Source organism: Neorhizobium sp. AL 9.2.2, from assembly GCF_013317225.1.
Taxonomy (GTDB): domain Bacteria; phylum Pseudomonadota; class Alphaproteobacteria; order Rhizobiales; family Rhizobiaceae; genus Neorhizobium; species Neorhizobium soli.
Genome location: NZ_JAALXU010000009.1, coordinates 300,160 through 325,668 on the forward strand (window position 1 = coordinate 300,160; position 25,509 = coordinate 325,668).

At 59.7% G+C, this 25,509-nt stretch carries 25 protein-coding genes; 10 read left to right on the top strand and 15 right to left on the bottom strand.

Annotation, left to right across the window (positions count from 1 at the left end; translation table 11 throughout):
• Positions 1–37: 37 nt before the first annotated feature.
• Together G6K99_RS19080 and G6K99_RS19085 are read right to left on the bottom strand one after the other, a co-directional pair.
• A complete protein-coding gene (locus tag G6K99_RS19080; RefSeq protein ID WP_062576480.1) occupies positions 38–427 on the bottom strand; it encodes a DoxX family protein in 390 nt (129 codons plus the stop codon).
• Between the two features lie 366 nt (positions 428–793).
• Positions 794–967 carry a hypothetical protein gene (locus G6K99_RS19085; protein WP_165699857.1) on the bottom strand — a complete coding sequence of 58 codons (174 nt, stop codon included), beginning with the start codon at positions 965–967 and terminating at the stop codon, positions 794–796.
• A gap of 203 nt (positions 968–1,170) precedes the next feature.
• Here G6K99_RS19085 and gnd point away from each other — a divergent pair, with 203 nt between their 5' ends.
• A complete protein-coding gene (gnd, locus tag G6K99_RS19090; RefSeq protein ID WP_174197496.1) occupies positions 1,171–2,157 on the top strand; it encodes a phosphogluconate dehydrogenase (NAD(+)-dependent, decarboxylating) in 987 nt (328 codons plus the stop codon).
• A 79-nt stretch (positions 2,158–2,236) separates the two neighbouring features.
• On the opposite strand, the gene G6K99_RS19095 is transcribed toward gnd, so the two are convergent.
• The 11 genes from G6K99_RS19095 to G6K99_RS19145 all read right to left on the bottom strand — a co-directional run bounded on the left by G6K99_RS19095 (position 2,237) and on the right by G6K99_RS19145 (position 13,996).
• On the bottom strand, positions 2,237–3,760 hold the full coding sequence (locus tag G6K99_RS19095; protein ID WP_371816245.1) for a S10 family peptidase: 1,524 nt from the start codon (positions 3,758–3,760) through the stop codon (positions 2,237–2,239).
• Between the two features lie 38 nt (positions 3,761–3,798).
• Positions 3,799–4,914 (bottom strand): anhydro-N-acetylmuramic acid kinase, encoded by a 1,116-nt coding sequence (locus tag G6K99_RS19100; RefSeq protein ID WP_174197498.1) that lies wholly within the window; start codon positions 4,912–4,914, stop codon positions 3,799–3,801.
• A gap of 63 nt (positions 4,915–4,977) precedes the next feature.
• On the bottom strand, positions 4,978–6,255 hold the full coding sequence (locus tag G6K99_RS19105; RefSeq protein WP_174197499.1) for an L-fuconate dehydratase: 1,278 nt from the start codon (positions 6,253–6,255) through the stop codon (positions 4,978–4,980).
• Positions 6,256–6,331: 76 nt separating this feature from the next.
• A complete protein-coding gene (locus G6K99_RS19110; RefSeq protein WP_062576470.1) occupies positions 6,332–7,063 on the bottom strand; it encodes an SDR family oxidoreductase in 732 nt (243 codons plus the stop codon).
• A 25-nt stretch (positions 7,064–7,088) separates the two neighbouring features.
• Positions 7,089–7,418: an L-rhamnose mutarotase gene (locus G6K99_RS19115; protein WP_113110060.1), complete on the bottom strand. Its 330-nt coding sequence runs from the start codon at positions 7,416–7,418 to the stop codon at positions 7,089–7,091.
• Between the two features lie 10 nt (positions 7,419–7,428).
• Positions 7,429–8,439 (bottom strand): zinc-binding alcohol dehydrogenase family protein, encoded by a 1,011-nt coding sequence (locus tag G6K99_RS19120; RefSeq protein ID WP_174197500.1) that lies wholly within the window; start codon positions 8,437–8,439, stop codon positions 7,429–7,431.
• 1 nt (position 8,440) lies between these two features.
• Positions 8,441–9,262: an amidohydrolase gene (locus G6K99_RS19125; protein WP_174197501.1), complete on the bottom strand. Its 822-nt coding sequence runs from the start codon at positions 9,260–9,262 to the stop codon at positions 8,441–8,443.
• Positions 9,263–9,265: 3 nt separating this feature from the next.
• Positions 9,266–10,279, bottom strand: a complete 1,014-nt coding sequence (locus tag G6K99_RS19130) for an aldo/keto reductase (protein ID WP_174197502.1) — start codon at positions 10,277–10,279, stop codon at positions 9,266–9,268.
• Between the two features lie 74 nt (positions 10,280–10,353).
• Complete coding sequence (locus G6K99_RS19135; protein WP_062576463.1) at positions 10,354–11,295, bottom strand: ABC transporter substrate-binding protein; 942 nt, start codon at positions 11,293–11,295, stop codon at positions 10,354–10,356.
• A gap of 87 nt (positions 11,296–11,382) precedes the next feature.
• Positions 11,383–12,411, bottom strand: coding sequence for an ABC transporter permease (locus tag G6K99_RS19140; RefSeq protein ID WP_062458936.1), 1,029 nt, complete (start codon positions 12,409–12,411; stop codon positions 11,383–11,385).
• Complete coding sequence (locus tag G6K99_RS19145) at positions 12,404–13,996, bottom strand: sugar ABC transporter ATP-binding protein (protein ID WP_174197503.1); 1,593 nt, start codon at positions 13,994–13,996, stop codon at positions 12,404–12,406. Before G6K99_RS19145 ends, G6K99_RS19140 begins: the two co-directional genes overlap by 8 nt.
• Before the next feature lie 220 nt (positions 13,997–14,216).
• Here G6K99_RS19145 and G6K99_RS19150 point away from each other — a divergent pair, with 220 nt between their 5' ends.
• The 9 genes from G6K99_RS19150 (at position 14,217) to G6K99_RS19190 (ending at position 22,623) form a co-directional block, all read left to right on the top strand.
• Positions 14,217–14,903: a FadR/GntR family transcriptional regulator gene (locus G6K99_RS19150; protein WP_062458943.1), complete on the top strand. Its 687-nt coding sequence runs from the start codon at positions 14,217–14,219 to the stop codon at positions 14,901–14,903.
• A gap of 55 nt (positions 14,904–14,958) precedes the next feature.
• Positions 14,959–16,491 carry a UxaA family hydrolase gene (locus G6K99_RS19155; RefSeq protein ID WP_174197504.1) on the top strand — a complete coding sequence of 511 codons (1,533 nt, stop codon included), beginning with the start codon at positions 14,959–14,961 and terminating at the stop codon, positions 16,489–16,491.
• A gap of 76 nt (positions 16,492–16,567) precedes the next feature.
• The gene (locus G6K99_RS19160) at positions 16,568–17,386 is read left to right on the top strand and encodes a bifunctional allantoicase/(S)-ureidoglycine aminohydrolase (RefSeq protein ID WP_174197505.1); all 819 of its coding nucleotides are present in this window, start codon (positions 16,568–16,570) and stop codon (positions 17,384–17,386) included.
• Positions 17,387–17,597: 211 nt separating this feature from the next.
• On the top strand, positions 17,598–18,689 hold the full coding sequence (gene rutA / locus G6K99_RS19165; RefSeq protein ID WP_062458952.1) for a pyrimidine utilization protein A: 1,092 nt from the start codon (positions 17,598–17,600) through the stop codon (positions 18,687–18,689).
• Complete coding sequence (gene rutB, locus G6K99_RS19170) at positions 18,686–19,420, top strand: pyrimidine utilization protein B (RefSeq protein WP_113165116.1); 735 nt, start codon at positions 18,686–18,688, stop codon at positions 19,418–19,420. The genes rutA and rutB overlap by 4 nt, the downstream gene beginning before the upstream one ends.
• Positions 19,421–19,446: 26 nt before the next feature.
• Complete coding sequence (gene rutC, locus G6K99_RS19175; RefSeq protein ID WP_062458958.1) at positions 19,447–19,833, top strand: pyrimidine utilization protein C; 387 nt, start codon at positions 19,447–19,449, stop codon at positions 19,831–19,833.
• 4 nt (positions 19,834–19,837) lie between these two features.
• A complete protein-coding gene (gene rutD / locus G6K99_RS19180) occupies positions 19,838–20,617 on the top strand; it encodes a pyrimidine utilization protein D (RefSeq protein ID WP_174197506.1) in 780 nt (259 codons plus the stop codon).
• A 39-nt stretch (positions 20,618–20,656) separates the two neighbouring features.
• Positions 20,657–21,178: a flavin reductase gene (locus G6K99_RS19185; protein ID WP_092664216.1), complete on the top strand. Its 522-nt coding sequence runs from the start codon at positions 20,657–20,659 to the stop codon at positions 21,176–21,178.
• A gap of 635 nt (positions 21,179–21,813) precedes the next feature.
• Positions 21,814–22,623, top strand: coding sequence for a WecB/TagA/CpsF family glycosyltransferase (locus G6K99_RS19190; RefSeq protein WP_371816247.1), 810 nt, complete (start codon positions 21,814–21,816; stop codon positions 22,621–22,623).
• 57 nt (positions 22,624–22,680) lie between these two features.
• Here the strand turns inward: G6K99_RS19190 and G6K99_RS19195 are convergent, their stop codons facing one another.
• Positions 22,681–24,264, bottom strand: coding sequence for a hypothetical protein (locus G6K99_RS19195; RefSeq protein ID WP_174197507.1), 1,584 nt, complete (start codon positions 24,262–24,264; stop codon positions 22,681–22,683).
• Between the two features lie 6 nt (positions 24,265–24,270).
• Positions 24,271–25,455 carry a glycosyltransferase family 4 protein gene (locus G6K99_RS19200; RefSeq protein ID WP_174197508.1) on the bottom strand — a complete coding sequence of 395 codons (1,185 nt, stop codon included), beginning with the start codon at positions 25,453–25,455 and terminating at the stop codon, positions 24,271–24,273.
• Positions 25,456–25,509: the final 54 nt, after the last annotated feature.

The following is a 25,509-nucleotide window of genomic DNA, read 5'->3' on the forward strand; positions in this document are numbered from 1 at the left end:
CACACGGCAGAGCCTCCCAACCTGCCTTGATCCGGTCCTATGCCTTGTTCAGCTTGGCATCGACACTGATCGGTCCGGCTCCGGACGTGACGAAATACAGGAACACGAAGCAGAGCACGGCAGCTGCCATTCCGCCGTTTTCGGGCGGGAAAATGCTTTTGGGAAAGTGGCTGATGAAGTAAGCCGCGGCCATTAGTCCGGACAGGAGGAATGCCGCTATCCGTGTCTGGAAACCGACCAGGAAGAGGAAGCCGCAGACAAGCTCAAAGAGGCCCGCGATCCAGGGCAACGAGCCCGTGGGCGGCATGAAGGTACCGGCGTGGAAATGAAAGATTTTCGCCATGCCGAAGGAGAAGATGACGAGGCCGACGGCAATACGCAGGATGCTGAGAAGAACAGGCTGGTAAGCCTGGATTTTGTTGACCATTGGGAAGCTCCGTTAAATGTCGATGCTCTTCTGACATCGACCAAACGAAGGTCAACTGCACGTCTTCGTGAAACAGTTATGGAATGCGCGAGACCTCTAGAGCGCCGAAGCGTCTTCTCAAATGGTGACCGCGTTGACGATCATCAAAACGGGGACACAGCCCAAGGCAATTGCCCCAATCCAGGCCATCAGTATCTTTATGAAATACCGCTGCTGCATAAAGATCTCGTTGTATTCGTGAAGCATTAAGCACCCCTACGCCGTTGAAGGGAATGAACCACCTCTTCAGAAGCGAGTCGAGTGCAGCCTTGCAACAGACTGAATCAGACGTATACGCGGACCACGTCCTCCAACGATAAAGTCAATTCACTGCAGGTTGAGAGGCAGTTGAATACCCTTGGGAACATGCGGCTTGCGAAGATTGGCAATTTCGATCCGTCCATAGATCTCCTTGCGTTCCTTGTCGTGACGTTCCCTGAGCGCCTTCGACTGGGCCACGAGGGCAAGAGCACGGGCGACGACCTCTTCAGTTCTCTGCATGGCGTTCTCCTCAATGTTCTTCCTTTGTTCTCATTTTCGCTGAAGGTTGTCAACAGTATTTTCTTCCCGTGCCTAGGCTGGCGGTTTCGGCGCATCTGCTGTGCATGTCTGCAGGTGTCAATTTCTGAACGAACTGATATGCCTCATCTCAGTCGGGCCTGATGGTTCGGACCCACAACATGGTTTTTCGGAAGGGAAACGGAATGCAGATCGGAATGATAGGCCTCGGCCGTATGGGCGCCAATATGGTGCGACGGCTCCTGCGTGATGGCCATGAGTGTGTGGTATTCGATGTCAGTCAGGCCAATGTCGAGGCTCTGGAGCGGGAAGGGGCCGTGGGCGCCACCTCGCTGGAAGATATGGTCGCAAAGCTCGCGAAACCGGCCACCGTTTGGCTGATGTTGCCGGCGGCGATCACCGACCAGACGATCGAGAAGCTCTCGGGTGTCATGGCGGCGGGCGACGTGCTGATCGACGGCGGAAACTCCAACTACCAGGACGATATCGATCGCGCCGGGCGTCTTTCGGGCATCGGCCTCGACTATATCGATGTCGGCACGAGCGGTGGCGTCTGGGGTCTGGAACGCGGCTATTGCCTGATGATCGGCGGACCGGATGAAGCGGTGAAGCGCCTCGATCCGATCTTCCTGTCGCTGTCCCCGGGAGCCGGCAAGGAGGCACAGCGGACCTCGGAACTTGGCTATATCCATTGCGGCCCGGCAGGATCAGGTCACTTCGTGAAGATGGTCCACAACGGCATCGAATACGGCATGATGGCGGCCTATGCCGAAGGCCTCAACCTGATGAAGTCTGCCAATATCGGCAAGGTGGCACGTAGCGCCGATGCGGAAACCAGCCCGCTCGCCAATCCGCACTACTATCACTACGATCTGGACGTGGCTGAAATCACCGAAGTCTGGCGTCACGGCAGCGTCGTTTCGTCGTGGCTGCTCGATCTTCTCGCCGGCTCTCTGCACAACGATCCGACGCTTGACGCCTTCAGCGGTCGAGTTTCGGATTCCGGCGAGGGACGGTGGATGATGAAGGCCGGTATCGATACCGGCGTGCCGCTTCCGGTCCTGTCGTCCGCTCTCTTCCAGCGCTTTTCGTCGCAGGGTCACGAGCAGTATTCGAACCAGGTTCTGTCGGCGCTTCGGGCAGCCTTCGGCGGCCACTCCGAAAAGAAATAGGCTGGGTTAGATCCCATACGAAATCCGGCACCCCTGGGGTGCCGGACTCTTTTGAAAGCTCGATAGACTGGGCTTATTCCTATTCTACCGTCTTTGTCTCGTAGAACGCTTTCGCATCGCTCAGGAATGCCGCCCTCGACGACGGGTTGGTATAGAACATGTGGCCGCCGCTATAGGTCTTCAGTTCTGCCCGGCCGGCTGCCAACTGTGTCGGCAGATGATCGATCACGTAGCGGCTCACACCATAGGGTGTCAGCGCATCGCTGTGACCATGCGCGACCAGCAGGCGGAAGGACGGGATGACCGAGAGGAGATCGCGGATATCCGTCGAAGCGCTGGCGAGCGCGCGAGCATCACCGCCACGGCTGCCGTTCCATTCCCAGCGACGGTTCACATCCTCGTTCAAGAGCGAGTAGGTCATGTCGCTCGAAAATTTCAGCTCGCCTGTCGCATAGGAGGCGAAGGCTGCACTGTAGGCGCGGGTGTAGCCCTCCAGAATGGGATCGTCGTTGCGCCCGTACGCGTCCTCGGGATAGGCGTCCGGCACGGCGTAAGATGCATCATAGGGGCTGACGACCCGGCCCGGTCCAGCCATTTGCTTCCCGTAGACATCGCCGACGAGGCCTCGCGTTCTGGAAACCACATCTTTCGGGATACCCGTGAGACCAGCAAGCTTTCCATAGAAAGCCTCGGCTTCTTCGCCCGTCGGAGCAGCACCCGCCACTGTCGGAAGATAATCGCGCAACGCGAAACGTTCGGCTTCGGCGAGCTTTTCAGGCGTGAAGCTTTTGGTCCGCTCCATCTCGGCTGCCGCAAGCGAGGGCAGTTGCAGTGCGGCGCTCAGCGGATCGTCGGAATTTGCGAGGAACCGGCCTTCGATAAACGGCGAGAGCATGATGATGCCGGAGGGGATGATGCCCTGGCTATTCTTCATCGCGATCGCGACTTTCGCCGCGCGGAACCCGCCATAGCTTTCGCCGACCAGATATTTTGGTGCATTCAGCCGGTCGTTCTTCTGGACGTAGAGCGAGATCACCTTGGCAAGGCTGTCGGCATCCTGACTTACGCCGTAGAAATTCTTGGCAATGTCGTCGCTGGCGGGGCGGCTCCACCCGGTGCCAACCGGATCGATCATGACAAGATCGGTAAATGCCAGCCAGCTTTGCGGATTGTCCCTGATCTGCGGCGTAGTGCCGTCGTTGCCGTTCTTGCCGAATTCGATGATCCGCGGGCCCAGCAGGCCGAGATGCAGATAGGCCGACGCTGCGCCCGGGCCGCCGTTGAAGGCGAAGGTGAGCGGACGACCCGGCGTCCGATCCTTGGCGACATAGGCCGTGTAGAAGATCTTGGCCGTTCGATTGCCGTCCTGGTCGAACAGGTCAAGCGTCCCGGCGGTCGCTGTATAGGGCAGATCTGCGCTGCCCTCGGTTTTTAGAACATGCTCGGTCGTGCTGTCATTGGGGATGAGCGAGAAAATGCCGGGGGGCTGTTGCGCCCCGGCTGGGGCGGAAAGCGCAAGAAGCACCAGGATGGATGCAAGGATCCGGTAAAGACGCAAAGCTGTTTCCTCCGTGACGGCTATATCAGTCATGTAGGGCGGCATGACCCATCCGGGAAACTCAATTCCGCTTGAGGCTCAAGTCAGCCCGCCAGTCGTCCGCCCTGCAGAGGCCGTGGCGCACCCGTCGTCGTCGGAAAACTGATCGGCAGACCGCGCAGCACGCGTACGGCGAGGAATGCGAACAGTTCCGCCTCGACGGCATCGCCCCGCCAGCCGAACTCGTCGGCGGACACGGCCTCGACGCCGGCGCGCTGTTCGAGCATCGCCATGATCGTCGGGTTGCGACGCCCGCCTCCGGCCACGATCAGCCGTTTCGGACGTCTCGGCAATAGATCGAGCGCCTTGCCGACCGCTGACGCGGTAAAGGCTGAAAGTGTGGCCGCGCCGTCTTCCGGCGAAAGCCCGTCGGCCATAGCAGCGGTAAACGAATAGCGGTCGAGCGATTTCGGGTAGGGCGCGGTCATGTACGGATGCTCAAGCAGACGTGCCAGACGCTCCTCATCGACCTTGCCCGAAGCACCAAGCGCGCCGTCCCTGTCCATCTCGCCAAGCCCGAGCGATTTGATGAAATCGTTGAGCGGGGCGTTGGCCGGGCCGGTATCAAAGGCGATCACCAGGTCCTCGCCATCCCACCAGCTAACATTGCCGACACCACCGAGATTGAGCACGGCGCTATCGCCCGATCGATCGACGCCGCGCAGCAGGGCCGCGTGATAGACGGCGGCTAGCGGTGCGCCCTGGCCGCCGGCGCGAACATCCGCAGTTCTGAAATCATAGGCGACCTTGCAGCCCAGGATCGACGCCATCAACTCGCCATCGCCAAGCTGCCGCGTGTCGCCGAGACGGTCCCGGGTCGGTGCACGGTGGAGCACGGTCTGGCCATGGAAGCCGACAATGCCGATCTCGGCCATCGTCAGGCCGGCACTCTCAACAAGATCCTGAACCGCGTGCGATTGCGCCCGCGTCAATGCCTCCTCGGCCACGGCGAAGATCGCGGGCTCCGGTCCTTCGAATTCCCAGACGCGCGCTTGGGCGAGCGTTTCCTCGAGAAGAGAGCGGATCTCGGGCGGATAGGGCGCCAACGTATAGGCGCCTGCTGTCTCCACCGTTTCGCCGTCGGTCTTCAAGAGCGCGACGTCGATATTGCCGTCGAGGACGGTCCCGGTCATCAGGCCGACGGCCCAGATTGGCTCCATTGGAGATCCCCCTCAAGTTCAAGCGACGCAATCACCCGGGAGTAACAGAGACCGCCGGCGCCCTCAACGTCCGAAGCGGAATTCCTCCAGCGTCCCCGCCTTCATCTCGATCGAGAAGCCGGGCATTTTCGGCGGCATATAGGCGGCGTTCTCGATGACGCAGGGTTCGAGGAAATGCTCGTGCAGGTGATCGACATACTCGATGACGCGGCCTTCCATCGTGCCGGAAACCGCAACGTAGTCGATCATCGAAAGATGCTGGACATATTCGCAAAGGCCGACGCCGCCGGCATGCGGCCAGACCGGAAGGCCATATTTGGCGGCAATCAATAGGACGGAAAGCACCTCGTTCAGCCCGCCCATGCGGCAGCTGTCGATCTGCACGATATCGATCGCACCTTCTGCTATGAACTGCTTGAACATGATACGGTTCTGGCACATCTCGCCGGTTGCGACCTTCACCGGCCCGATCGCCTGGCGGATCTTGCGGTGACCGGCAATGTCATCCGGGCTGGTCGGCTCCTCGATGAAGAAGGGCTTGGAGAAGGCGAGCTTGTTGACCCAGTCGATCGCCTGGTCGACCTCCCAGACCTGGTTGGCATCGATCATCAGGTAACGGTCGGGGCCGATCACCTCGCGCGCGATGGTCAGGCGGCGAATGTCGTCTTCCAGGTCGCGTCCGACCTTCATCTTGATATGATCGAAACCGGCGTCGATCGCTTCCTGGCAAAGCCTGCGCAGCTTCTCGTCATCATAGCCGAGCCAGCCGGCGGAGGTCGTGTAGCAGGGGTAGCCCTTGCTTTCGAGATTGGCGATCCGTTCCGGCTTCCCTGCCTCGGCTTTTCTGAGAATGGCAAGAGCCTCGTCGCGTGTGAGGACGTCGGTCAGATAGCGATAGTCGATGATATCGGCGATTTCTTCCGGCGACATGTCCGCCACAAGCCGCCAGACCGGCTTGCCTTCTTCCTTGGCGAGCAGATCCCAGAAGGCGTTGACGACGGCGCCGGTCGCAAGATGCATGGCGCCCTTGTCCGGGCCGATCCATCGCAACTGGCTGTCGCCGGTCAGGTGCCGCCAGAATTTACCCGGATTGGCCTTCATCACCTCCGTATCGGCGCCGACCACGAGATGGCGCATCGCCTCGATCGCCATGCAGCAGATGTCGTTGCCGCGGCCGATCGTGAAGGTCAGGCCGTGTCCTTCAAGGGCCGGATCGTCGGTTTCGAGGATCACGTAGGCTGCCGAATAATCCGGATCCGGGTTCATGGCGTCGGAACCGTCGAGGCTCTGAGAGGTCGGAAAGCGCAGGTCGACAACCCGCATATCGATAACTTTGGCCATAGCTATTCCTTCCGCTGGTCGGCGGTTCAAGATGATCGGGTGGTGCGCCGTAAAGGACGGCAGAGGATTGAAAGGCTCAGATGGTCCAGCCGCCGTCGATGGCGAAGGCCTGTCCGCTCGTATAGGTGGCCGTGGCAATATAGACGGCGAGATCGGCGATCTCTTCCGGCGATCCAAGACGGCCCATCGGCTGGCGGGCGATGAAGGCAGCACGGGCCGTTTCGTAATCGCCCTGGGCGCGCATGCGGTCCTGAAGCGACGGGCTTTCCACTGTGCCCGGGCAGATCGCATTGCAGCGGATGCCTTGCGTCACGTAATCGGCCGCGACCGATTTGGTCAGTCCGATCACAGCTGCCTTGGTCACACCATAGGCGAAACGGTTCGGCACGCCCTTCACGCTGGAAGCCACCGAGGCCATGTTGATGATCGCGCCATCCCTGCGCTCCAGCATGCCCGGCAGCACGGCACGGATCGTGCGGATCATGGCGCGTACGTTGAGGTCGAAGGCAAAATCGAGATCGCTATCCGGCATCTCCAGCACCGAACCGGCGTGCACAACGCCGGCGCAGTTGAAGAGCACATCGACCTGACCGATATCAGAGACGCAGGCCTTGACCGCGTCCTCGTTCAGCACGTCGAGCTTTGCCGTCGTCAGATTGTCGAGCTTCGGCAACTCGGAAAGAGCCGTCTCGTTGATGTCGGTGGCATGAACCTTGGCGCCTGCCGCGATGAAGGCAAGCGCACTGGCGCGGCCGATCCCCTGACCCGCCGCGGTGATCAGAACTGTCTTGCCATTCAGATTTGCCATCGACTTCAACTCTCCTCTCTGCATGTCAGTCATGATGGAAAACCTCTTCCATCATCGCCCACCATTCGCCCTCGGCCCTCGTTTCCAAAGGCTTCTGGCAGGGAATGGTAAAGGCCCACCATTCCTGGTTCTTCTCGTCGGCCGCCATCCGCGCCATGTCTGCCGCGAAATCGGTGCCGTGATATTCCCATGTGCCGAACAGGAGGTTTTCCGGTTCGCGCAGGAAGATCGTATAGTTCCTGATGTTGCAGCGGGAAATCAAGTCGAGGATTTCCGGCCATACCGCCGCGTGCAGTTCCCGATACTTTGCAAGCATCTCCGGCTGCACGCCGATCATCATTCCCATGCGCTGCATGACTTACTCCTCAGGCGACTTCAATGAGCGCCTTGACCACCGCCTGCGCGGGGTCCGTCAATTTGGAAAACCGGTCCGGCACGTCCGAAAGGTGCATGCGGTGCGAAATCAAGGCATCCGGTACCTGGCCGGCGCGCATCGCGTCCATCACCCGCTCGAAGTCCGCAATCGTCGCGTTGCGGCTGCCGAGGAGCGTGGTTTCGCGCTTGTGAAACTCTGGATCCGAAAAGCCGATCGTGCTGGAGACGATCGACACCAGGACATAGGTGCCGCCATGTCCGACAAAGGAGAAGCCGCGCTCCATCGCCTTCGGGTTGCCGGTCGCGTCGAACACTGCGTCAAAGAAGTCGCCGTTGGTGATGGCGGAAAGCTGGTCGGTGTCGTCAGCGGAAAGCGCGACCGTGGACGTAATGCCCAACTGGCTCTTGGCGAACTCCAGCCTGTCTTCACGACCGTCGATGACAGTTACATCCGCGCCTTCGAGCTGCGCAAAAATCGCGACCGACAGGCCGATCGGGCCCGCGCCGACGACGAGAACCTTCTGACCCTTTTCGACCCGTGCGCGGGCGACCGCATGTGCGCCGATCGCCAGAAATTCGACCATCGCCGCCTGATCAAGCGTCAGTCCGTCTGCCTTCACCGCGAACTGCTCGGGAATGCTCAGATATTCCGTCATGCCGCCATCGCGATGGACGCCGAGCACGCCGATATTGCGGCAGCAGTTGGTCTTGCCCTTCAGGCAGGCATTGCAGTGGCCACAGGAAATGTAGGGGATGATCGAGACGATATCGCCGACCTGAAGCGAGCTTCCCTCAGGCGCTTCCTCGACGGTTGCCGCGAGTTCGTGACCCATGACGCGCGGATAGGAAAGATAGGGCTGGTTGCCGGTGAAGATATGCAGGTCGGTACCACAGACGCCGATACGGCGGACCTTCAGAAGCACCTCGCCTTCGCCACGTGCGGGCTTGTCTCGCTCGATCGCCGAAAGTTTGCCCGGTTCATCGCATATGATAGTCAGCATCCTAGATCTCTTTCAGTCGATAGAAACGTTTGGCATTGCCGCCGAAGACGGACGAATGGTGCTCTGCCGGAACGATGTCCAGGCATTGCCGGAGCCACGCACCGTATTCCCCGGCAAGCCTTAGGACCGGCCAGTCGCTGCCCCAGATGACGCGATCCGGTCCGAACAGGTCGAAGATCGTTTCCGCATAGGGGCGCACGGATTGCGGCTTCTGGTCTCCCGCTTCGGTGAGAAGGCCCGATAGCTTGCAATGGACGTTCGGCAGGGCCGCCAGCGCTTTCATGCGGGCATACCAGTCGATAAACCGTCCCTCGGCGATCGGCGGCTTGGCGCCGTGATCGATGACGATCTGAAGTTTCTGATGGCGCCGAGCAAAGTTGCAAAGCGGTGCCAGATGCCTTGGAAGCACAAGCGCATCGAAGACGAGGTCGTGTTCGATCATCGTCCCGATACCGGCGTCGAGCGTGGGATCGTCGATCCACCGGTTATCAGCCAAGTCCTGCAGCATCGGGCGGAAACCCTTCAGCTTGCGGCGCCTGGCGAGCTCTCCAATGTTTTTACTGACATCCGATGCTTTCAAATCCGTCCAGCCGACCACGCCCAGGATGAAAGGGTGGTTGTCGGCGAGATGCAGCATGAACTGCGTATCTGCCTGCGTCTCCATCGTCTGCACCAGCACGGTGCCATCGATGCCGGCGTCTTCCAGCAACGGCCGCAGATCGTCCGGCAGGAAATCCCGGTGAATGGCCGCAAGCTCGGGCCCCGGCCATTGGCCTGCCCGGTCGGCGATCCGCCAGAAATGCTGGTGGGCATCGATCCGCATCGATCAGGCTCCGATGCCGGGTAGAGGGGTACCTTCGGTCAGAAGTCCGCTTTCCCTCAGGCGCGACCAGAAGGATGCAGGGATTTCCTCGGCAAACCAGTCGACATTCGAGGTGATCTGTTCGGCATTGCGGGCGCCGGAGACGATCGTCGCGACCGCCGGATGCGCCAGCGGAAACTGGAGTGCCGCAGCCTGAAGGGTCACGCCTTCTTCCTCGCAGACCGCGCGCAACTGATCGACGCGGGCGAGGATTTCGGCGGGCGCTTCGGTATAGTTGAACTTCTTGTTTCCGGCGAGCAGCCCGGAATTGAACGGACCCGCGGCAACGATCGCCACACCTTGCTTCGCGCATTCATTCATAAAGGCGAGGCTGTCCTGTTCGAGCAGCGTGTAGCGACCGGCCAGCATCGTGCAATCGATGTCGAAAACCTTCATCGCGTCGGCGACGACTTCCCATTCGTTGACGCCGAGGCCGACAGCCTTGGTCGACCCTTCATCCCGCAATTTGCCCAGCGCCTTGAAACCGCCGCCATCGGTCAGTTGCTGCCAGTAGTGATCGTGGCGGTCGCCATGCGTCATGCGACCAATATCGTGAATATAGAGGATGTCCGGCTTCAGAATCCCAAGGCGCTGCTGGCTTGCGTCAAAGGACCGCAGAATGCCGTCATAGCTGTAGTCGTAGACAGGACGGAAGGGCAGGGGTTCGGCGTAGCCGTCCTCTTCCGGACCAACCGTCTCATCCGGCGTCATGACGCGCCCGACCTTGGTGCTCAGAACATAGTCTTCGCGGGGAAGATCGGTCAGCATCGTGCCAAGGCGGCGTTCGGAGCGGGTGAAGCCGTAGAAGGGTGCGGTATCAAAATAGCGGATACCGGCATCCCACGCGGACTTAAAAGCGCCGGCGGATTCCGCATAGGGCGTGACGCGATAAAGGTTGCCCATCTGGGCGCAGCCGAGGCCGATCAGCGTCACATCCAAATCGACACGCGGGAATTTGCGGGTATCACTGGCGTTCATCGGGCAACCTTCATTTTATCACTGCAGAGAAAGACGATACGCGCCATTCGCGACGCGTATCGAGGCGGGGAGGCTTAGTAGAGAACGTTCTTGGCTTCCGGCTTGTCGATGTTGTCCTTGGTGACGACGACGACACCCGTATCGACAAACTTCTCGACCTTTTCCTTTTTCAGGAGCTTGGAGATCGTCTTGACGCCGAGATCGCCCATCTGGAACGAGCCCTGGACTGCGATCGCCTGAAGCGTGCCGTCCTTGACGAATTCCTGCAGGTCCTGGTTACCGTCGAAACCGATCGCGACAAGCTTGCCCGACTTGCCGGACTGCTTGATGGCGCGGCCCATGCCGATCGCCGTCGGCTCATTGGCGCCGAAGATGGCCTTGAGGTCGGAATTGGCGGCCAGAACGTCCGTGGTCTGGTTCAGCGCCGTCGCCATCTGCGACTGCGAGTAGAACGGGCCGACGATCTGAAGCTTCGAGTTTGCCTTGATATAATCGGTGAAACCACCGACACGGCCGATTTCGGAACCGGCGCCTGCCACATAGGACATGACGGCGATCTTGCCTTCCTTGCCGACCTTCTCGATCAACGCCTTGGCAGCCAGTTCGCCGGCGGTCTTGTTGTCGGTCGCAAGGAACGACTGGTAATACTGTTCCGAGCCTTTGCTCAGCATCGAGTCGACAATCACGACCGGAATACGGGCTTCCCAGGCCTTCTTGACGGCGGGGATCAGCGCGTCAGGATCGGACGGCGCAAGTACGATGCCGGCGACGCCGCGGTTGACGGCGTTTTCGACCATGTTGACCTGGTCGGCGATGGCGGATTCCGATGCCGGACCCTGGAAGGTCATCGTGTTCCCGGCGCCGACTTCCTTCATAGCGGCATCAGCGCCCTTCTGGACGTTCTGCCAGAAGGTCGAGTTGACGGTCTTGACGATGACGGCGATCTCGGCTGCCTGTGCAGAGGCCGCACCCAAGATCATCGCCGAAGCAAGCAACGCGGTTGCTAGTTTCTTCATGTTCAATCCTCCTCAAACGGACGGCGTTTTCGCCGTCCCGGGGGAACTCCCACCCCCATTATCGCGGAAAAGGGTCCGCACCCTTCTTCACCGGCGGTTGCGCAATTGATCGATCCAGACGGTGATCAGGATGACGAGGCCGATGATGATCTGTTGTGTGAAGGCGGAAACGCCGTTCATGTTAAGCCCGTTGCGCAGGATGCCGATGACGAAGGCGCCGATTGCTGTTCCGGAAATCGTGCCGACACCGCCGATCAGCGAGGTGCCGCCGATGACGGCGCTGGCGATGGCATCGAGTTCGTACATCACGCCTTCGTTCGGCTGCGCCGTCACGAGGCGGGACATCAGCACGCAACCGGTCAAACCAGCGAGCGTGCCTGACAATATGTAGGTGAAATTGGTGACGCGGGCGACATTGACGCCGGACAGCCGGGCTGCATCCGCATTCGAACCGACCGCATAGATATGCCGACCAAGCACGGAGCGGTTCAGCATGAAGGACACGGCAATCGCAATCACGATCATCAGGATGACCGGATAGGGAATGCCCGGGAAGACCACCGTCGGGAAGCCATCGTCGCCGATGGTGACGACGCGAAACAACGAGCCGTTGCCGAGCACGCCGAAGGATTCGCCGAGGCCCGAAACTGCGCGGGCGCCAGTAATCTGAAGTGCCACGCCGCGGGCGATCAGCATCATGCCGAGCGTCGCGATAAAGGGCGGCAGTTTCATCTGGGTTACCAGAATGCCGTTGATCAGGCCACACAGGCTACCAACGAGAATGCCGACGAACATGCCGAGTGGAACCGGCAGACCGAGCTCTTTCACGCAGAGAGCCGCGACGACGCCTGCCAGCGCGAGCACGGAGCCGACGGACAAATCGATGCCGCCGGTAATGATGACGCAGGTGGCACCGATGCCGAGAAGCGCGATCGAAGTGACCTGCAAGGCGATCGTCATCGCATTGTTGACGGTAAAGAAGGCATTGCTGCTGAAGGAAAACACCAGCACGAGAACGAACAGGCTGCCGAGTGCGGCAAACTTCTGGATGATGTCCTTTTGCCGGTCGCTCAGCGAAACACTGCGCGACTTCGAGGGTTCGGTAATATCAGCCATGCTTGCTCCTTGCGCCAGCGTCCGCACCTGATGTCCGGCTGTATCCGGAGGCGTAGCGCATAATTTCTTCCTGGTTGGTCTTTGCCGTTTCCAGCACGCCGGTGATCCGGCCATGATGAAAGACCGCAACCCGGTCCGTCATGCCCATGATTTCGGGCAGTTCCGAACTGATCAGCACAACGCCGATGCCGTTTGCCGCCAGTTCGTCCATGATCCTGTAGATCGCGAGCTTGGCGCCCACGTCGATGCCGCGGGTCGGCTCGTCGAAGAACAGGACCTTCGACTTGCGGAAAAGCCATTTGCCGATGATGATCTTCTGCTGGTTGCCGCCCGAAAGAAGCCGCACCTGCTGCCGGATCGACGGCGTACGGATATTGAGAAGGTCGACATACTCGTTGGCGACCTTGTCCTGCGCCTTGAAATCGATCAGCCCCATGCGATCGGAGAGCGCTTCCATGTTGGCAAGCGTCATGTTCGCATCAACAGGCATCTTGATCGCCAGTCCCTGCGCCTTGCGGTCTTCCGAGAGGTAGGCGATGCCCGCATCGATCGCGTCCCGCGGCGAGGAGATCGACAGGGTCTGCCCATGCAGGGTGATCGTGCCGGCATCGATCGCATCGGCACCGAAGATGGCGCGGGCGACTTCGGTGCGTCCGGCACCCATCAGGCCTGCAAAACCGAGAATTTCGCCGCGGCGAAGCGTGAAAGAGATGTCGCTGAAGACACCGGTGCGATTGAGACCTTGCACGCCGAGAATGACGTCGTCACTGGGCGTCGAGGTTCTGTCGGGAAACTTTTCTTCCAGCGAGCGGCCGACCATTTTGGCGACGATGTCATCGACGGTCGTCGCGGCAAAATCGTCTGTGGCGATGTAACGACCGTCACGCAGGACGGTGACGCGATCGACGATTTCGGCCATCTCGTCGAGCCGGTGGGAAATGTAGATGACCCCCACGCCCGATGCCTTGAGATCACGGATGACCTTGAACAGAAGCCGCGTTTCCTGCTCGGTCAGAGACGAGGTCGGCTCGTCCATGATGAGCACTTCCGCATCCAGCGACAATGCCTTGGCGATCTCCACCATCTGGCACTGCGCCACGGAAAGCCCACGGACGGAGACATCAGGGCTGATATCCACACCGAGCCGGTCGAGGCAGCGTTTGGCATCCGCCCGAAGCTTCTTGCGATCGACCAGAAAGCCGCGGCGGGGCTCGCGGGCCAGATAGATGTTTTCGGCGACGGTCAGATGCGGAACGAGATTGAGTTCCTGGTGGATGATGGCGATGCCAGCGGATTCGGACTGCCGCGTCGACGAGAAATTCCGCTCTTCACCCTTGTAGGTGATGGTTCCGGATGTGGGCTGATAAACGCCGCTGATGATCTTCATCAGCGTTGATTTGCCTGCGCCGTTTTCGCCGCACACGGCATGCACTTCGCCGCGACGAAGGTCGAAGCTTACGTCGGCCAGAGCTTTGACGCCCGGAAATTCCTTTGAGATGTTGTCGAGCCGCAGAAGCGCGTCAGCTGCTGGCACGCCAACGGCCGGGCGCAAACGCGCCTCGAGCACCGAATGATCGGTCTGCATCCTCCACATCCTCCTCTTGTCGCAAGCTTGCGACTGCCGGTCAGCTCCACCCATCCGGTCTGGCCAATATTGCTAGGCGGCCTTACCAAAATGGTCAAGCCAGTTTCGTGGCGACGGGCGAAATTTGTGTTTTCTCAGCGTTACGGGACATATAGCTGTCGTCATTGGCCTTGCCAGTTCAACGGTCAGGCAATATGGTAAGGCCAGTTTTGGAGCGCTTATGAACGGAATTCGGATCCCGGAACGCCGGCTTTATCAACAGATCGCAGACCAGATCCGCGGCTTGGTGCAGAATGGGCAGTTTCGTTTCGGCCAGCGCCTGCCGGCGGAACGCGAGCTTGCGCAGCAGCTTGGTGTGTCGCGCCCGTCGCTACGCGAGGCGTTGATCGCGCTTGAACTGGACGGCACTGTCGAGATCCGCATGGGGTCTGGTGTCTATGTCGTTCCGGCCGCCGAGCGGCGCGCTGCATGGTCGGGGTCCATGGGAGAGAGCCCGGCCGAGCTGATGCAGGCGCGTGCGACAATCGAGGGTGCCGCCATCGTTCTTGCCTGCGCGCGCATCACGCCGGAGGCCCTTGCTACGCTTCGTCAGACGCTCGACGCGATGGCGATCGAGATAGAGGAAGGCCGCAAACCGGTCGACCAGGATCGCCAGTTCCACCTGACGATCGCCACCCAGTCGGGAAACAGTGTCATTGGCCGCATCATCGGCGATCTGTTTGACGATCGGCACAGCCCTCTTTCCGCCCAGCTTCGGGAGCATTTCGAAACACCGGAAACATGGAGTTGCGCCCTCGCGGAGCATGAGGAAATCCTGACCGCGCTGGAGGCGCGTGACGGGCTGCTAGCCCAGGCAATGATGCGCATGCATCTGGAGGAATCGAAACGCCGCTGGCTTGACCACTAGCAGCGGAAAACCATAACCAACCCCGATTTTGATACCTCCAGGGAGGAGGTCCATTATGAATGACATGACATCCCCGGTCATCGTGCTCAATACTGCCGATGACGTTGCCGTTGCCCGCCGGTCGATCCAGCAGGGTTCGCCCGTTGGTATCGAGGCCTTAATGGCGCGCGATCTGATCGGCCGTGGCCACAAGGTTGCGCTCAGGGCGATTGCGGCCGGCCAGGAAGTCAAGAAATACGGTCAGGTGATCGGTCTTGCGACGCAGGACATCGCGCCCGGCAATCACGTGCACCTGCACAATCTGGCCATGCTCCCATCGACGCACGAGCACCAGTTTTGCGTCGATGGTGGCGAACGCGCCCTTTTGCCGCTCGAGCAGCGCCGGACTTTTATGGGTTTCGATCGCGGCCTCGGCGGCGCCGGAACGCGCAACTACATCGGCATCATTTCTTCGGTGAACTGTTCCGCCACCGTCTCCCGTTACATTGCGGACTATTTCAACCGCATGGGTGGGTTGGACGGGTTCGGCAATATCGATGGCGTCGTGGCGCTGACGCATAGCAGCGGCTGCGCGATCAACAACAAGTCGGAAGGCTATCGCCTGCTGATCCGCACCATCCAGGGCTACGCCCGGCATCCCAATTTCGGTGGAATCCTGATGATCGGCCTCGGCTGCGAGACCAACCAGATCGCACCGATCCTCGAACATTACCGTATGGAGGAGGGCGAGCGGCTGCGGACGATGACGATCCAGCAGCATGGCGGTACCAAGAAGACGATCGACGCCGCGATCTCCATCATCAAGGAAATGCTGCCCATGGTGAATTCCGCGGTGCGCACGGAGCAGCCGCTGTCCAAACTGAAGCTTGCTCTCGAATGCGGCGGCTCGGATGGCTATTCGGGTATTTCCGCAAACCCGGCGCTCGGCCATGCTTCGGATCTGATCGTCCGCAATGGCGGCACGACCGTTCTTGCCGAAACGCCTGAGATCTACGGTGCCGAACATCTCCTGACGCGTCGCGCGTCGACACCTGAGGTCGCGCAGAAGCTTCTGTCGCGCATCGATTGGTGGCGCGACTATACGGCGCGCAACGGTGACGAGCTGAACAACAATCCCTCCTACGGCAACAAGCTTGGCGGTCTCACGACCATTCTCGAGAAGTCACTCGGTGCTGTCGCCAAGGGTGGCTCCATGCCGCTGAAGGCGGTCTACGAGTTTGCCGAGACGGTGACAGAGCAGGGCTTCGTCTTCATGGACACGCCCGGCTATGATCCGGTCGCCGTGACCGGCCAGGTCGCCGGCGGCTGCAACGTCATCTGTTTCACCACCGGCCGCGGCTCGGTTTCCGGCTTCAAGCCGGCCCCTTGCGTCAAGATCGCCACCAATTCCGAAATGTACGAGCACATGAAGGAAGACATGGACATCAACTGCGGTGGGATCGTCACCGGCGACGAGACGATCGAGCAGTCCGGCGAGCGGATTTTCGAGCATGTGATCGCGGTCGCCTCCGGCGAAAAGACCGTGAGCGAGATCTACGACTATGGCGACAACGAATTCGTGCCATGGCAGGTCGGCGCCGTCACCTGACGGCAAACGGATATTGCCCGTGATGAAAACCGTGCTTACACCTGAGCCATAAGCCAAGCATGGGGAATCGCAGCGCATGACGACCAGCCGTTATTTTTCGAATGTGGGTGGCCTGCCGCCCCAAACGAACCTTCTCACCAGCAAGGCGGTGTTCACCACCGCCTATGCGGTCATTCCGCGCACGGTCATGAGCGATATCGTGACCAGCATGCTGCCGCATTGGGAGAACGCACGGGCCTGGATCATCTCCCGGCCGCTCTCCGGTTTCGCCGAAACCTTTGCGCAATACATCATGGAAGTGTCTCCGCAGGGCGGCAGCGCTCGTCCCGAGCCCGACCCGCGCGCCTCGGCCGCCATCTTCGTCGTGGATGGCGAGATGACGATCGAGATGGATGGGCAGCAAAACCAATTGCGGACCGGGTCGTTTGCCTATCTTCCGGCCGGCTCGAAATGGCAGATCTGGAACCGTAGTGGCGCTCCGGTGCGGTTCCACTGGGTTCGCAAGGCGTTCCAGGTGGTCGATGGTCTGGACATGCCGCCGGCAATCTTTACCCATGAGGACGACTGCGTGCTCGACCCGATGCCCGATACGGACGGCAAATGGGCGACGACCCGCTTCATCGATCCCTCCGACATCCGCTACGACATGCACCTCAACATCGTCACCTTCGAGCCGGGTGCGGTGATCCCGTTCATGGAAACGCATATCATGGAGCACGGGCTCTATGTGCTGGAAGGCAAGGCCGTCTACCGCCTGAACCAGGACTGGGTAGAGGTGGAAGCCGGCGACTATATGTGGCTGCGCTCCTTCTGCCCGCAGGCCTGCTATGCCGGCGGACCCGGTCGCTTCCGCTACCTGCTCTACAAGGACGTCAACCGGCATCCCGCACTGTAACGGGGCTTGCCGAAGCTGTTGCTGCTCACGGCTTCGGCAGATCTCCCACCGAAAAATTTATCAAATGGTCAAAAATTTATCAGCCGATAAAATATCTTTGAGGCTCCGTCTGGCAAGTCATTGAAACTTATGAGAGGCTACAAATGGCACGTAGCTTGCGTCCGTTCTGTTTATCGCATTGCCTGGAAATCCAGCATGGAAGGATCGGAATATGGAAGTCGGAGTCTTCATCCCAATCGGCAACAACGGTTGGCTGCTTTCGGAAAACGCACCGCAGTACAAACCGTCATTCGAGCTGAACAAGGAAATCACGCTCAAGGCCGAGAAATATGGCTTCGATTTCGCGCTGTCGATGATCAAGCTGCGCGGCTTCGGCGGCAAGACGGAATTCTGGGACTACAATCTGGAATCCTTCACGCTGATGGCAGGCCTTGCCGCCGTCACTTCCAAGATCAAGCTGTTCGGCACCGCCGCAACATTGATCATGCCACCGGCAATCGTCGCGCGCATGGCAACGACGATCGACAGCATCTCCGGCGGACGCTTCGGCATCAACCTGATCACCGGCTGGCAGCGCCCCGAATACAGCCAGATGGGGCTCTGGCCCGGCGACGACTATTTCGCCGATCGCTATGCCTATCTCGGCGAATACACCACCGTTCTGAAGGAACTGCTGACCACCGGTCAGTCGGATCTCAAGGGCAAGTACTTCCAGATGGACGACTGCCGCATGAAGCCGATCCCGGAAGGGGATGTGAAGGTGATCTGCGCAGGCTCATCCAATGCCGGCATGGCCTTCTCGGCGGAATATGCCGATTACAGCTTCTGCTTCGGCGTCGGCGTCAACACGCCGAAGGCCTTTGCGCCCACCAACGAACGCCTGCTGGCCGCGACGGAGAAGACGGGTCGCGATGTGCGCTCGTTCGTGCTGACCATGGTTCTTGCCGAAGAGAAATCCGAAGACGCCTGGGCCAAGTGGGAGCACTACAAGGCCGGTGCCGATCAGGACGCGATCAAGTGGCTCGGCCTTCAGAGCGCTGTTGATACCAAGTCCGGCTCCGACACAAATGTCCGCCACATGGCAAACCCGGTTTCGGCGGTCAACATCAACATGGGAACGATCATTGGCTCCTATGCCGAGGTTGCGGCGATGCTGGACGAGATGGCCGAAGTGCCGGGCACCGGCGGTGTCATGCTGACCTTCGACGATTTTCTCGAAGGCATCGAAAAGTTCGGACAATTCGTGCAGCCGCTGATGAAAAGCCGCCAGCACATCAAGATGGAACTGGAGGCTGCGGAATGACCGGTGTCGCAGGATATCAGGCACCAGCAAGCCGTCTGGAAAGCGTGACGCTTCCCGCACGACCGGAACCGATCTCGATGAAGCCATCGGAAACCGCCGTCGTCGTCGTCGACATGCAGAACGCCTATTCAACAGAAGGCGGCTATGTCGATCTCGCCGGCTTCGACATCGCCGGCGCCAAGGGCACGATCGCGAATATCAAGAAGACGCTGGATGCAGCGCGCGAGAACGGCGTGCAGGTCATCTATTTCCAGAACGGCTGGGACAAGGACTATGTGGAAGCCGGCGGCCCCGGTTCTCCCAACTGGCACAAGTCGAATGCACTGAAGACTATGCGGGCGCGGCCGGAACTGCAGGGCCAACTGCTTGCCAAGGGCACCTGGGATTACGCGATCGTAGACGAGCTGCAGCCGAAGCCGGGCGACATCCTTGTGCCGAAGACCCGCTACTCGGGCTTCTTCAACACCAACATGGACAGCGTGCTGCGCGCACGCGGCATCCGCAATCTCGTCTTCGTCGGCATTGCCACCAATGTCTGCGTCGAAAGCTCGCTGAGGGACGCGTTCCACCTCGAATATTTCGGTGTGATGCTTGAAGATGCGACCCATCACCTGGGGCCGGACTTCATCCAGCAGGCGACCGTCTACAATGTCGAGAAATTCTTCGGCTGGGTCGCGACCGTCAATGATTTCTGCGGCGCCATCAGTCAGGCCGCTCCCACCGATAAGTGAACTTGAAAAACAAAGAGGAGAACGGAATGCCAAAGTCGATCATCGTGCCGGAAGGAACCCAGAAGCCGATCGCGCCCTATTCGCCAGGAACGCTGGCAGACGGCATTGTCTACGTCTCGGGGACCTTGCCCTTCGACAAGAACAACGACGTCGTCCATGTGGGTGATGCCGGAGCACAGACCCGTCACGTCCTTGAGGTCATCAAATCCGTCATTGAGACCGCCGGCGGCACGATGGAGGATGTCACGATGAACCATATCTTCATCACCGACTGGGCGAATTATCAGGCCGTGAACAAGGTCTACGCGGAGTATTTCCCGGGCGACAAGCCAGCCAGGTATTGCGTTCAGTGCGGCCTGGTGAAGCCGGACGCTCTGGTTGAGATCGCCACAGTCGCCCACATCGGCAAGTAACGGCATGGTTCACTACGATATTTTCGGCGCGTCGGGCGAGGACGCGCCGACCATCATCCTGTCCTCCGGACTCGGCGGCAGCGGCGCCTACTGGACGCCGCAGATCGAAGCGCTTTCCGAGCATTTCCGGGTGATCACCTACGATCACTTGGGAACTGGCCGTTCCCCTGGCGATGTGCCCGAGCAAGGCGGCATCGCGGCCATGGCGGATGACGTCCTGGAGCTCGCGGAAGAGCTCGGCCTCAAGACATTCAGCTTCATGGGCCATGCGCTTGGTGGTCTAATCGGGCTCGAAATCGCCGCACGACAGCCGGAGATGATCGACAGGCTTGTGCTGATCAATGCATGGGACAACGCCGATCCGCATTCCGGCCGCTGTTTCGACGTGCGGATTGCGCTTCTCAAAAACTCCGGCGTCCCGGCCTTCGTGAAGGCGCAACCGCTGTTTCTCTATCCGGCCGTCTGGATGTCTGAAAACGCCGAACGCATGAATGCCGAGGAGGCGCATGCAGCGGCCCATTTTCAGGGCGAGCAGAACATCATGAGGCGCATTGCAGCTCTGAGAAGCTTCGACATCGGCGACCGGCTTGCCGAAATCACTCATCAGACCTTGCTGGTCGCCACGAAGGATGATCTCCTTGTGCCCTACACCCGCTCGGTACGGCTTTCGAAGATGATGCCCAATGCCGAACTCGCTTTGCTGGATTTCGGCGCACATGCGGTGAATATCGTTGATGCACCGAAATTCAACAAACTCGTGGTAGATTTTCTAAGCCGGGTTTGATTTCATCTGTACGCTCGAGCTGAAAGTTTTGAGATAGCCATGTCCGTGAATGCATCTGCCCCTGCGCTCGACGTTAATCCAGAAGTCGTTGACGCACGGATGAACTTTCGAAACGCGATGTCGCGCCTAGGCGCCGCCGTTCATATCGTCACCACGGATGGACCGGGTGGCCGTGCCGGATTTGCCGCAACCGCAGTCTGCAGCGTTTCCGACAGTCCCCCGACGCTTCTCGTTTGCCTCAACCGAACCTCGAGCGCCTATTTGCCGCTTAAAGAAAACGGCGTCCTCTGCGTCAACGTCCTCTCGGCCGACCATGCAGACCTCAGCCAGCTTTTCGGGGGCAAGACGCCCGTCGATGAACGGTTTGCCGGAGCAACCTGGGCGCCGCTAACAACGGGCAGCCCGGCCCTCGAGGACGCTCTCGTCTGCTTCGATTGCCGCGTTGTGTCCGTTGCCGACGGTCACACGCATGACATCCTGATCTGCGAAGTGCTCACCACGGTGCAGCCAAAGGCTGGTCAGTCGCTTATCTATCTCGATCGAAAGTATCACGCGCTTTAGTGGGGAGTGACATTGGGGTTTGTTCAGACGAGCAATGCTCGGATGATCGCCCAAGGTCAAAGCGCATGGTCTGAACGTAAGGGCAGGAGTTCATGGGAAGCACAATGTGGTGCCTGGCAGCTGTCGCGGAAATCGCGATTGTCGTCGCGGCGGTCGTCTATACCGCGCGTGATCGTCGGAAGCAGCAGCGGAAAAGCCGCCGGAACGCGTACAGAAACGGCAACCGTTAAGACGTTTCTTCTGCGGTAGAAAATCGATGTTCACCGGCAGACTTTAAACCGATCCGGTCATCGAGATCTCCTGCGACCGACCGGGTTCCCGAGAATGCCGCGCGAATATGTCTCGGGGCCCCGTATGGTCAGCGTTCAAGCACTCTGATTCTCATGGATCGACGCTTTTCAGGTGAACGGCGAGGTTGTCCCGAATTGGAACGCACACCCACGTGCATGGTCCTTTTTGGTAAGCATCTGAGTGAATATCAACCACCTCATTCGCGTTGTTTTTCAACAAGTTCTGACATTGTTTCAGAATTAACTATCGCACTACATATCAATTGAGTGATGGACGGCGAGGGCTATATCTCATCTCAGAAAGGTCCCCGCAAGCCGTGGTCTGACCTTCCAAACGAGGCAGATATGGGTAAGCCATCATTACATCCTGGCGACGTCTACGCGCAGGAAAGCACGATGGGCCACTGGCCCACGACGCTGCTTGGCGGTCTTCCCGTTGTCCGCTGCAGCATGGATGAGGCGGCGCAGGGTTTCATCGATGAAGCGCTCCTTCACCGGGGCAGCAGTGCCAAGCCGTTCTATTCCACCTCGGCAAACGGACAGGTGATCGCGATGTGCGCGAAGAAGGCCGACTTCCAGGAGTTGATGCTGGAAGCCGACCAGATCCACGCCGATGGCATGCCCATGATCATGTATTCCAGAATGTTTTCGTCGCATCCTGTAACTGAACGGATCGCGACGACCGATCTCGTGCATTCCGTGGCAGTCAAGGCAGAGCGGGCAGGTGTCAGTTTCTATTTTCTCGGCGGAACCGAAGAGGTCAACGCCAAGGCAGTCGCCGCAATGCGGACCAGGTATCCAAACCTCACATTCGCTGGGCGCAGAAACGGCTACTTCAAGCGTGGCGAAGAGGATGCGGTGATCGCCGACATCCAGGCAAGCAAGCCCGATATTCTATGGATCGGGTTGGGCTTTCCACTTGAGCAGGCCTTTGTCAGCCGGAACATCGACCGGTTGCGATCTGTCGGTGTGATCAAGACATCAGGCGGTCTGTTCGACTTCGTCTCGGGGAAAAACGCCCGCGCGCCGTTGTGGATGCAGCGGTACGGTTTGGAATGGGCCTACCGGATGTATAATGAGCCGCGCCGGCTGACGATGCGGTATCTGCTGTCAAACCCGGCTGCCATTCGAGCGCTGTTCACCCACTCGAATTGATCGGGTGCTGACTTCCGATAAAGGCAGGTCATTGATGCGCTCATTACGAGCCTCGCGTCACGCGACAGGTTTGTAGAAGCTGTCGACGATGCCGGCCGCGAACGACCATTTCGGGCGGATAATGCTTCCGTCGATCGCTTCCATGTAACCATTGCCATTCAACGTATGCAGCTTTCGGCCGGGCCAGTGCTTGCCGGGGCTTAAGTGCTTTACGATCTCCTGATCGAACCGTTCGTCATCCAGGCGCGTCACTTCGGCAATGCTCAAAGCTGCCCCATAGCCATTGCGGCAATCCTGCACGGGACGCAGCAGTTTGCCGTCGCGCCATATCATGTTGCCCGCGGGTCTCGCGGATCGGTCGTTGATGACAAGCGGGTTCACGGCGTGCGGTCGCCAGGGGCCGAGAAGCGTTTCCGCCGACCATAAGCACAGCGTATCGGAATAGCCGCCGATACCATCCCTTGTCACAGCAAACATCCAGAACTTTCCCGCGTGCTGGATGATCGTCGCATCGGCGGCCTCGATGCCGGAAACGAGTGTCGCGTGTTTTTCCCAGCCGAACGGAAAGCGCGTTGCCCTGTAGATGGAAATCTCGCCGCTGAGAGACGCCTCCGGAACCATCCAGATCTCACCATCCGCTTCGATGAGGAACGGATAAGACAGATGCCAGGACTCTTCCAGAACAGGGATGGCTGGGCCCGGCCGTCCTTGTTCGTCAAACTCGACGACGCTGATGATGCCCTTCTGGGTCTTCTGATCAAGATCCTCGAAGAAGAGATAGTCCTTGCCCTGCCAACGAAACGGAAACGGGTCTGCGTAAAAATGGTCGATTGGGTCCGCGAGAACCTCCCAGGGTGTCCCGCCGAGGTCGCGTCGTTGCCAAACGTCATTGTCAGAGGCGACCCGACGCCAGCCGATGCGCCAGTGGGGAGCGTGGCAGCATAGCCGATACGCAGCGCGGGCCGCGGCAGATGCCAGCATCTTGGCGCTACGAACAGTCACCGCTTTGCGGGTGATAGCGCGTGCGTGTGGCTGGGCCGTGTTGTCTGCAATACGCGGCGCACGCGGTTCTTCCGGCAAAGCCTTGATGAGAAGGATGGCTGTCCGTGACCAAACGGCTTCCATCGCGCCACCGATACCAACCGCAGCTTCGAGGGACGCAAAGCCATCGGCAACAATCCAGCGCTCGCCGGAAGGCAGGGTGCACTCAATCTCGATATGCGGTGTTCCCTCGAAAAACAGCGCCGAAGCGAGACTGAATTCACCGGCGTGGCCGTTGAACAACGGCCGATAGATCCGTGTCGATCGGGGGGATGCGCTCCGGTTCGATGTGAGGTCGATGACAATATCCGGAGCTGCGTTGTCTGACCGGGTTCGCCAGTCCGCCAGCGCATCCGGCTCAATACGGTCGCAGAGGCACGGCTGATGGCGTCGAAGCACCATCTTCTCAAGCTGCAAAAGGCTTTCGAGGGCAGGCTGCGCTGCCTGATCAGCCCCTTGGACCAATTGAAGGCGCACCGTGGTACCGGCGGCGCGCTGCTCAAGCCGACGGCAGAGCCACTGTATCCACACCGATGTGGACGAGCGCTCCGCCACAATCTCGATGTTCAGCGAAGCGACGGAGTTTGAAACGCTGTCCATCGTCATTTATTTCTGAAGCTGTCCGGACGCCTGCAACCTGTCTTCCGATGTTTTCGGCTGTCGCCGGATCAGGCGCCGGTAGCCGTCGACCATTGCATCGAGCGAGTGTTGTTCGCGCAGCCGCTGCCCGCACTCCGATAGCCTTTGCCGCAGAACGGGATCGGAAAGTACAGCGCGAACTGCTTTTGCAAATGACGCCGTATCGGTCGTATCGACGAAAAGGGCACAGGGCTCTCCCCTGACCTGCAAGACTTCTCGCATGACGGACAGGTCGGAACTCACAACCGGAATGCCGGCCTGAGCGGCTTCTACCGGCGCGAGACCGAACGTCTCTCCAGACGTCGGGAAAACGAAGACGTCGAGGCTTTTCAGGAAGGCGCCGATTTCGCTGGACGGCATCTCGCCTGCGAAATGAAGCCGATCCGAAACGCCGAGTTCTGCGCCGAGAGCTCGCAGTCGTGGTGCCTCCGGTCCCTGACCTGCCAGTGCCAGATGGACATCCGGCATGACCGGCAACAATCTGATGGCGAGATCAATTCGTTTGATGGCGTTGAGACGGGCAACGCTTCCGATGATCGGGACGTCGGCTGGAAGGCCGAATTTTGCCCGCGCTTCCGGCTGCGTCATCGAAACGGTTCTGTCGGCAAAGCCGTGCGGAACATAGGTCAGTCGGCGCTTGTAGGATGCCGGGTGTCCTTGGTAGTCCAGCCAGGTGGCCTTCGAATTTACAGTGATCTCGTCGTAGCAGCCGGCAAGGCCAAGCAGCTTATCGACGAGGGCGACCGGCCAGGAAATCGTCGCCTGCGGTGAGACGTGGTTGGCAATGATCAGTGGTACACCGAGCAAGCGACCGACCGGAGCAGCGACAACATTGCCGAAATGCTGAAAGGTCAGCATCACGTCGGGCTTTATCGTGCGCACGAGCTGCGACAGACGACGAAGCATGGCGAGGTTCTGCGAAATCCCCTGCGGTCTCGGATCTGCCGCAAAATGCGCATTTTCGAAGTGGTCGCAGCCGCTGGTCTTGCGATAGAGGAACAGGTGATGCGCCTCGAATTCGGGCTGTCCGGAAATCGCTGGTTTCGACAGCTGTTCGGCGAGAAGGCGCGTGATCTCCTGAGCGCCCGCTGCTTCAGCTTGCGTCTGGATAAAGAGAAGACGTGTCGGACGTCGCTGCGCGCTTTCGGCCATAGGTTTTCCGGTTCACTCGTATAGTGACGATAAAGACAGGGAAAGCTCAAGAGA